Origin of the sequence: Pseudomonas sp. CJQ_9, from assembly GCF_043106615.1 — a bacterium.
GTDB classification, from domain to species: domain Bacteria; phylum Pseudomonadota; class Gammaproteobacteria; order Pseudomonadales; family Pseudomonadaceae; genus Aquipseudomonas; species Aquipseudomonas juntendi.
In genome coordinates, this window is sequence record NZ_JBICMS010000057.1 from 46,625 (window position 1) to 53,795 (window position 7,171).

The 7,171-nt window shown below is 63.5% G+C and carries 4 protein-coding genes and 1 pseudogene; 4 read left to right on the top strand and 1 reads right to left on the bottom strand.

Annotated elements, in window-relative coordinates; translation table 11 throughout:
* Window positions 1-43: 43 nt before the first annotated feature.
* Window positions 44-1,420 carry an oligosaccharide flippase family protein gene (locus ACF8SD_RS11170; RefSeq protein ID WP_173889047.1) on the bottom strand — a complete coding sequence of 459 codons (1,377 nt, stop codon included), beginning with the start codon at window positions 1,418-1,420 and terminating at the stop codon, window positions 44-46.
* 201 nt (window positions 1,421-1,621) lie between these two features.
* Here ACF8SD_RS11170 and ACF8SD_RS11175 point away from each other — a divergent pair, with 201 nt between their 5' ends.
* The 4 genes and pseudogenes from ACF8SD_RS11175 to ACF8SD_RS11190 all read left to right on the top strand — a co-directional run.
* Entirely contained in the window at window positions 1,622-3,148 is a 1,527-nt protein-coding gene (locus tag ACF8SD_RS11175; protein WP_173889045.1) for an O-antigen ligase, read from the top strand.
* A gap of 5 nt (window positions 3,149-3,153) precedes the next feature.
* Window positions 3,154-5,754, top strand: coding sequence for a glycosyl hydrolase family 5 (locus ACF8SD_RS11180; protein WP_392484349.1), 2,601 nt, complete (start codon window positions 3,154-3,156; stop codon window positions 5,752-5,754).
* 63 nt (window positions 5,755-5,817) lie between these two features.
* A complete protein-coding gene (gene galE / locus ACF8SD_RS11185; RefSeq protein ID WP_392484350.1) occupies window positions 5,818-6,801 on the top strand; it encodes a UDP-glucose 4-epimerase GalE in 984 nt (327 codons plus the stop codon).
* An 87-nt stretch (window positions 6,802-6,888) separates the two neighbouring features.
* Window positions 6,889-7,171: pseudogene (locus ACF8SD_RS11190) on the top strand (hypothetical protein); the annotation flags it as partial.

A 7,171-nucleotide genomic window follows, 5' to 3' on the forward strand; every position in this document is an offset into this window, starting at 1 on the left:
TCCTGTGACCTTTCCCCATGAAAGTTACACCCAGCACGCAGCCCTACAGCCAGTTGAAGAAGGCCGTCAGCAACGCCCCGCACAGCGCTCCCACTAGCAGCATCGGTAGCACCACCAGCTCACGTTTGAGGCTGAAGATGCCCAGCTTGCGATTGACATGAACAACCAGTACCAGCGTCGGCACCGTGTGCAGGGCCACCCCCCAGATCGCCCATTGCACCCCCCCCAGCGCCAGCAACAGCGGCAGTAGCCCCCACAGCGAAACCAGGCGGATGATGTTGTCCATGGCCTGGTACTTGGTGAGGCCCAACGCAATCCATACCTGATGAGCCAAGGTATAGCGCAATACGATGAAGGACAGCGAAAGAATTGCCAGCATTTGGCCAGCTTCCTGGTAGCGATCATCGTACATCCAGCCAATCAGCAGCGGGCTGGCAGTCAGGAAGCCCCCGCAAATGAACAGCACCAGCAGGTCGACCAGCAAACGGAAGCGGTAATACAGGGTCTTCAGCCGCGCTTTGTCGTCGGCCCTGGCCGCCTCGCTGAACGCTGGCAGCGCCACGGCGCCGACGATCTTCATCAGCGCCGTCTGAACCGCGCCAAGGATGAGCACGGCAATGGAGTACACCCCCAATTGCGCCGCCGACATGCTGGCGCCAAACCAGATACGGTCACCGTACATGGCCAGTACGCCGACCATCGACGACAACAGGATCCAGCGGCCGAAGACGATCAGTTCGGTGAGTGCCGTACGGTCCCAGCGCAAGTGGTTGCGTGGCCCTTCCAATGCGGTGTGGCCCAGCACAGTCCAGGCCACCGCCGAGACCAAGCCCGCGATGACCAGGGCCCAGATCGAGTGGGTCAGCACGCCCAGTATCAGCATCACCACCAGCCCGGCCAGTTGCGAGGCCAGGTCGACCAGCACCACGCGCTTCTGCTGGAAGGTCCGCACCGCGACATCGATCTTGGTGGATTGGAAGCCCCATATCAGTGCCGACAGGCCGGTAACCGCCAACACCATCGGCAGCACAGGGGCGGCATAGGTGGAGTCTGCCGGCCACACCTCCTGGTACTGCGCCACCCAGGCCGCCAGGGCCAGCAGCAGCGTCAGGGCGAACAGCACGAAGCCGCGGATGATCTGCACGGTCCACGCCGTATTGAGAAAGTCCGGGTCGTCGCCACGGTGGCTCTGGATGATGTTCTGGCGCAGGCCAACATCGGAGAGCAGATGCAGGAGGACCGAAACGGTGGTGGCGATGACCATCACGCCGAACATTTCCGGCAGCAACAGCCGCGCCATGATCAGGTTGCCGCCGAGGCGCATGACCTGTGAAGCCACCTGCGAGACCAGGTTCCACGACCCGGCCCGCATGGCCCGCTTGCGCAGGCTCGCGGAGGCTGACACATCAATCGACGGCATGAATTCATTCTCTGACTGATTGGCTAAAAGTCACTATAGTTTCAATTAGCCACGATGCTAGTGCCCTGGCCCGGAACTCAGCGCTTCGCTGCCTGGCGGCGTCTTGGGAACCCGGCCGGCGTTGCCACTCGCCCGAAGAGAACGTAGTTCCGCGACAGGGCAGCCGCCGTTTGCCCACCGAAGGAAAGGTGCACATAGCCGATGCCTGAACATTTTCGTGCGTTGATCGTCATTCTGTTTCTGGCGAGCGTGGTCTTCGTGTTGGCGCGGCGGCCGGCCACCGACCTGATTCCGCTCGGTGATTACAAGCGCAGGCGCAATTTGTGGTTCCTGCTTACCGTGCTGGCGTTCGTCTCGCACAGCTTCTGGCTGTACCTGGCCGCAGGTGCGGCCATCCTGTTGCTGGCACGGCGCCGCGAGCACAACCCCATGGCGCTGTTCTACATGCTGTTGTTCCTGATCCCGCCGGCCTCGGTGCAAGTGCCAGGGTTCGGCGTGGTCAATTACCTGGTCGACCTGAACCACATTCGGCTGCTGACCCTGTGCGTGCTGCTGCCGGCTGCGCTGGAGCTGCGCCGGCAACCCGACACTGTGCGCTTTGGGCGCACCTGGGCCGACCGGCTGCTGGCCGCCGGGCTGGTGCTGATGAGCGTGCTGTACCTGCGCGAGACCACCCTGACCGATACCTTGCGCCAGGCCCTGTACCTGTATGTCGACGTATTCCTGCCGTACTACGTGGCCAGCCGTGGCCTGCGCCAGCTCAGCGACTTCAAGGACGCGATGTTGGCGTTCGTGCTCACCTCGTTCGTCATGGCCCTGATCGCGGTTGCCGAATACGTGCGCCACTGGTTGCTGTACAGCGCCTTGGTCGACGCCATGGGCGTGCCTTGGAGCATGTCCGGCTACCTGAGCCGTGGCGGCGCCCTGCGCGCCAGTGTCACCACCGGCCAGGCGATTGCCCTGGGCTATGTGATGAGCGTGGCGATCGGCCTGTTCCTGTTCGTGCAGGGTTACGTGCAGCGGCCCTTGCACAGGGCCATGGGCGCCCTGCTGCTGGCGGCCGGCCTGTTCGCGCCGTTGTCCCGTGGGCCGTGGATAGGCGCAGTGGTCATCGTGGTGGTGTTCATCGCGCTGGGCAAAGGTGCGGTCAGGCGCCTGGCGCTGCTAGGGGCGGCCGGCATGCTCGCGTTGCCGTTGCTGACGGTGGTGCCGGGCGGTGACAAGGTGCTGGACCTGCTGCCCTACATCGGCAATATCGAAAAGGAAAACATCACCTACCGCGAGCGGCTGATGGACAACTCGTGGATCGTCATCCAGCGCAATCCGCTGTTCGGCTCGTTCGACTTCCGCAACACCCCGGAAATGCAGGCGATGATCCAGGGTGAAGGCATCATCGACATCGTCAACACCTACATCAACCTGGCGCTGCGCGTGGGGCTGGTCGGGCTTGGCCTGTTCGTGGCGTTCTTTGCCGTGGTGCTGCACGGTATCCGCAAGGCGATGCGCAGTTTCCCGGACAAGGACGACGAACGACGACAGCTTGGCCGCGTGTTACTGGCAACGCTGATCGGCATCCTGGTGATCATCTTCACCGTCAGCAGTATCACCTTCATCCCCGTGGTGTACTGGTCGATCGCCGGTCTGGGCGTGGCCTACACCCAGATGGTGCGGCGGCTGCATGCCAGCCCCGCGGTGGCACTGGCCGAACCCGACCTCCAACCCAGGTAATGTTCATGAATGCGCTCGCCCTGCGTGGTTTCATCCGCCTTTCGGCCTTCGCCAGCCTGATCTTGCTGCCATTGCCGGGCTGGGCGTCTGCCTGGCAGGTCAGTGTCGACGAGCACACTGGCCTGCCCACCGTGAGCCGTGGTGGCGGCCCGGTGATGAAAGCCAAGTTCGATTTCTGGGCCGCCAACTGGAGCTGGACCGGCTTCTACACCGACCTCAAGGTCAATGGGCCGTACCACTACACCCTGCTGGGCAAGAACAAGGAACTGGACTTCGACCTGGCCGCGGATATCCGCAAGGAGCAGGCGCAAACCCTGAGCTGGACCTTCGACCTCGATGCACACAGCCGCAAGGCCGGGGTGATGGGGGGCGGCATGGTGTTCCAGTTCGATCCTGCGCAAATCACCGGCGCCATGGGCGCCCCGCAATTGCTGCCAGGCAACCGCGGCTGGTGGTGGGGCAACGCCGAGCAGGGCCGGCGCATCGAAATGCGCTTCGAGCCGCCCTTGGCCAAGGTGTATTTCGAGCGTGGCAACCCGTCTGAGCTGCGCGCGTTTCTGTACCAGGACCCGATCACTGCCGGCAAGCAACAGCTCAAGGCCGTGCTCAACCTGACCGGGGACATCGAGCTCGCACCCACTGCCACCGAACGCTTCGGCCTGGCCGACCCGGCCAGCTGGCCAGACGACCAGTTGGACTGGCGCAGCGCGCCGGTAGACTTGTCGTTCCTCAACGCAGCAGAAAAACCCGCTGGTAAGCGTGGCTTCGTCAAGGCGGTCGGCGAGCAACTGGTGTTTGCCGACAACACCACCGTGCGGTTCTGGGGCACCAACCTGTCGGCCTATGCGTTGTTCAAAAGCCCCGACGAGGAGATCCGCCAGCAGGCCAAACGCTTGTCGGCCCTGGGTTTCAACCTGGTCCGCGTGCATCATCACGATTCACCCTGGGTCAGCCCCAATGTGTTCGGCGACGGTACCCTGGTGCGCGACACTCAGCAGCTCAGCGCCGAATCGCTGCGCAAGCTGGACCTGTGGATCAAAGCACTCAAGGACGAGGGTATCTACATCTGGCTGGACATGCATGTGCAGCGGGCGCTCACTGCCAACGACAATATCGAAGACTTCGACGAACTGGCCAAAGGCGAAGCGCGCATCGACCTGAAGGGCTACGCCTACGTCAACCGCAGTATCCAGCAGGCAATGAAGCGCTTCGCCGAGCAGTACCTGACCCACGTCAACCCATACACGGGGCTGGCCTACAAAGATGACCCGGCCATTGCCGCCGTGCTGATCACCAACGAGAACGACCTGACTCAGCACTACGGCAATGCCCTGATGCCGAACAAGGATGTGCCGCGCCACAGCGAACGCTACATGGCGGCCGCCAAGGCCTTCGCCAAACAGTACGACCTGCCCGCCGACCTGACTTGGCGTGCCTGGGAGCATGGGCCATCGAAGCTGTTCCTCAACGAGCTGGAACAGCGCTTCAATGCCGACATGATCACCCACCTGCGCAGCGTGGGCGTAAAAGTGCCGATCGCCACCACCAGCACCTGGGGCGGCAACGGCCTGAGTGCGCTGCCGGCACTGAGCGTTGGCGATGTGATCGACGCCCATAGCTATGGTGACATGGGGCAACTGGAGAAAAACCCGCTGACCAGCGACGGCATGATCGACTGGATCGGCGCCGCCCAGGTGGTCGGCAAGCCATTGACCGTCACCGAGTGGAACGCCGAGCCGTTCCCGCTGCCAGACCGTCACTCGCTGCCACTGTACGTGGCCGCTACCGCCAGCCACCAAGGCTGGGACGCCCTGATGCAATATGCCTACAGCCAACAGGCGTTCAACCCGGGTTGGCGCACGGCAGACAACTGGCACGCCTACAACGACCCTGGCATGCTCGCCACCCTGCCCGCTGCCGCCCTGCTCTATCGCCGAGGCGACGTGAAGCCGGCCACCACCGACTATGTATTCGCCCCGACGGCCGCCACCCTGTACAACCAGGAAATCACCCCGCGCAATTCGCCACTGCTGCGTACTGCCATGGAAAAGGGCCGCTTGCAGATCGCCCTGCCGCAAACGCCGCAACTGCCCTGGCTGAAACCTGCTGCCATTCCAAGCGGCGCGCACGTGCTGCAAGACCCCGGTGAATCGCTGCTGCCGGCGGATGCCAGCGAATCGACCACCGACACGGGCGAGCTCAGGCGTAACTGGCAACAAGGCCTTTACACCATCGACACGCCGCTCACCCAGGCCGCCACCGGCTGGCTAGGGGGGCGTTCGATCAGCCTGGGCGCTGTGCAGGTGCAGGCGACTACGCCCTATGCCAGTGTCGTGGTGCAGAGCCTGGACGACAAGCCGCTGGGGCAGTCGCGGGACCTGCTGGTGTCGCTGGGCACCCGGGCCATGCCCAAGCCCGATGACAAGACACCGTTCAATGTCGAGCCGCTGGAAGGCCGCCTGACCATCCAGGCCCCTGCCGGCCTGAAGCTGTACGCCCGCGATGCACAGGCGCAGTTGAAGGCTCTGCCTGTGGCCTACGACAACGGGCACTACACCCTGACCTTCGACGGCAGCTACATGTCCAACTGGCTGTTCTTGAAATAGGGCACATGGCCATCTACGCTCGATTCACTGCGTCGCTAAAACAGCAGGTCACAGGGGGTGCGCATGAAATGCCTGGTTGTCGGTGGCGCCGGCTACATTGGCTCACACATGGTCAAGCACCTGCAGGGCGCTGGCCATGAGGTGGTGGTGGCGGACCTGATATCACCTGGCCCCGGGGTTCAATGGGCCAAGCTGGACATTGCCGACGAAGCCGCACTGGATGTGTTGTTCGGTGTTGTGCGGTTCGACGCGGTGTTTCACTTTGCCTCGTTCATTCAGGTGGGTGAGTCGGTCAGCGCGCCAGGTAAGTATTACCAGAACAATGTGGCTGCCACCCTTGCGCTGCTGCAGGCCATGGTCAACGCCGGCATCAAGTACCTGGTGTTTTCGTCGAGCGCTGCGGTGTACGGCAACCCGCTGTATGTGCCCATTGACGAAGCGCATGGCAAGCAGCCAATCAACCCCTATGGCTTGAGCAAATGGATGGTCGAGCAGATTCTCGAGGACTTCGACCGTGCCTACGGTTTGAAGTCGGTCTGCCTGCGCTATTTCAACGCTGCCGGCGCCGACCCGGAGGGCCAGTTGGGTGAGCGGCATGAACCGGAAACCCACCTGATCCCCTTGATCCTGCAGGCGGCATCGGGGCGGCGTGAAGCGGTCACGGTATTTGGCCGCGACTACGACACCCCGGACGGCACCTGTATCCGCGATTATGTGCATGTGTCGGACCTGGCCACGGCGCATGCGTTGGCGGTGGACTACCTGCTGGCGGGTGGGGAGCGTACTGCGTTCAATCTGGGCAACGGCCTGGGGTTTTCGGTGCAGCAGGTGATCGATACGGCGCGTGGGGTAACCGGGCGACAGATCGACACGCTGGACGCCCCCCGCCGCGCCGGCGACCCGCCGCGGTTGGTGGCCGATGCCAGCAGAGCGTTGCAAGTGCTGGGCTGGCGGCCGGAGTTCGCCGCGTTGGAGCAGATCGTCCGGCATGCGTGGCAGTGGGAGTTGCAGTACCCCTGGGCCATACGCCAGGGGCGGCAGCCGTGAACAGCACGGGCCGCGTTCGTCGTTAGCCACAGCGACACCGCCCGTCGTAGGAGCGGGTTCACCCGCGAAGAGGCCGGACCTGCCGGCATGATTTCCTGGCCATACACCATTGCAGCCGCCACCGCATTCGCGGGTAAACCCGCTCCTACACTGGTCGGTGATGGCTGCCTAACCCGGATCGGCACGGCCCGTTGTGGGCGCGGGTTCACCCGCGAAGAGGCCGGACCTGCCGGCAAGATTTCCTGGCCATTCACCATCGCAGCCGCCACCGCATTCGTGGGTAAACCCGCTCCTACACTGGTCGGTGATGGCTACCTAACCCGGATCGGCACGGCCCGTTGTGGGCGCGGGTTCACGCGCGAAGAGGCCG